We start from the raw sequence: 534 nt of genomic DNA, 5'->3' as shown, positions 1-534 counted from the left end.
CGTTTAATCGAACGGTTAAAAACACTCTTGCCTGCTTGATTAACTCCACATACTTGGAAGATATTTTTTGCGAGATCAATTCCTATTAGTGTAACTTTCATTTTGGACACCTTTTGTTGTTATTGAACGTGCAAATTCAATATGGCGTAAATGACGCCTACTTCACAAGAGGTGTCCATCCCATCATCCTTGGATGCTCGACCGCCCCGTCCATGGGGCGGACGGTCGTCTCGCCAATCACCATGGCACACCTTTCGAGCATTCGCGTAATCTGTAGATTTAAAAGCGTTACGCAGCACGCTTTTGTCGGATAGACGGCATCTGTTACCAAGTGCCGCCCTCCTAAGAACCGTACGTGCAACTTTCACTGCATACGGCTCAAGCCTCCACTAAGGCGTGTTCTGTTACCCAGCACCCTATATAGCAGCTAAGACAGGATCGAACCAAGAGTTTCGACCTTCCTTTGCCTGTTTCCGCTTACTTAAGTAAGCTTCGTATTCGGGGTCGTAAGGTATGGCTGCGCTCCTGATTTTC

General features: G+C 47.2%; 1 pseudogene. It reads right to left on the bottom strand.

The annotated features are described in order from the left end of the window. Positions 1-101 (bottom strand): annotated as a pseudogene (locus L5L97_RS22860) (IS110 family transposase); the annotation flags it as partial. Between the last annotated feature and the right edge of the window lie 433 nt (positions 102-534).

Origin of the sequence: Shewanella sp. SM71 (genome assembly GCF_025653905.1) — a bacterium.
Classification (GTDB): domain Bacteria; phylum Pseudomonadota; class Gammaproteobacteria; order Enterobacterales; family Shewanellaceae; genus Shewanella; species Shewanella oncorhynchi.
The sequence above is the reverse complement of the archived record's forward strand: the minus strand, read 5'-3'. Positions and strand labels throughout refer to the sequence as shown.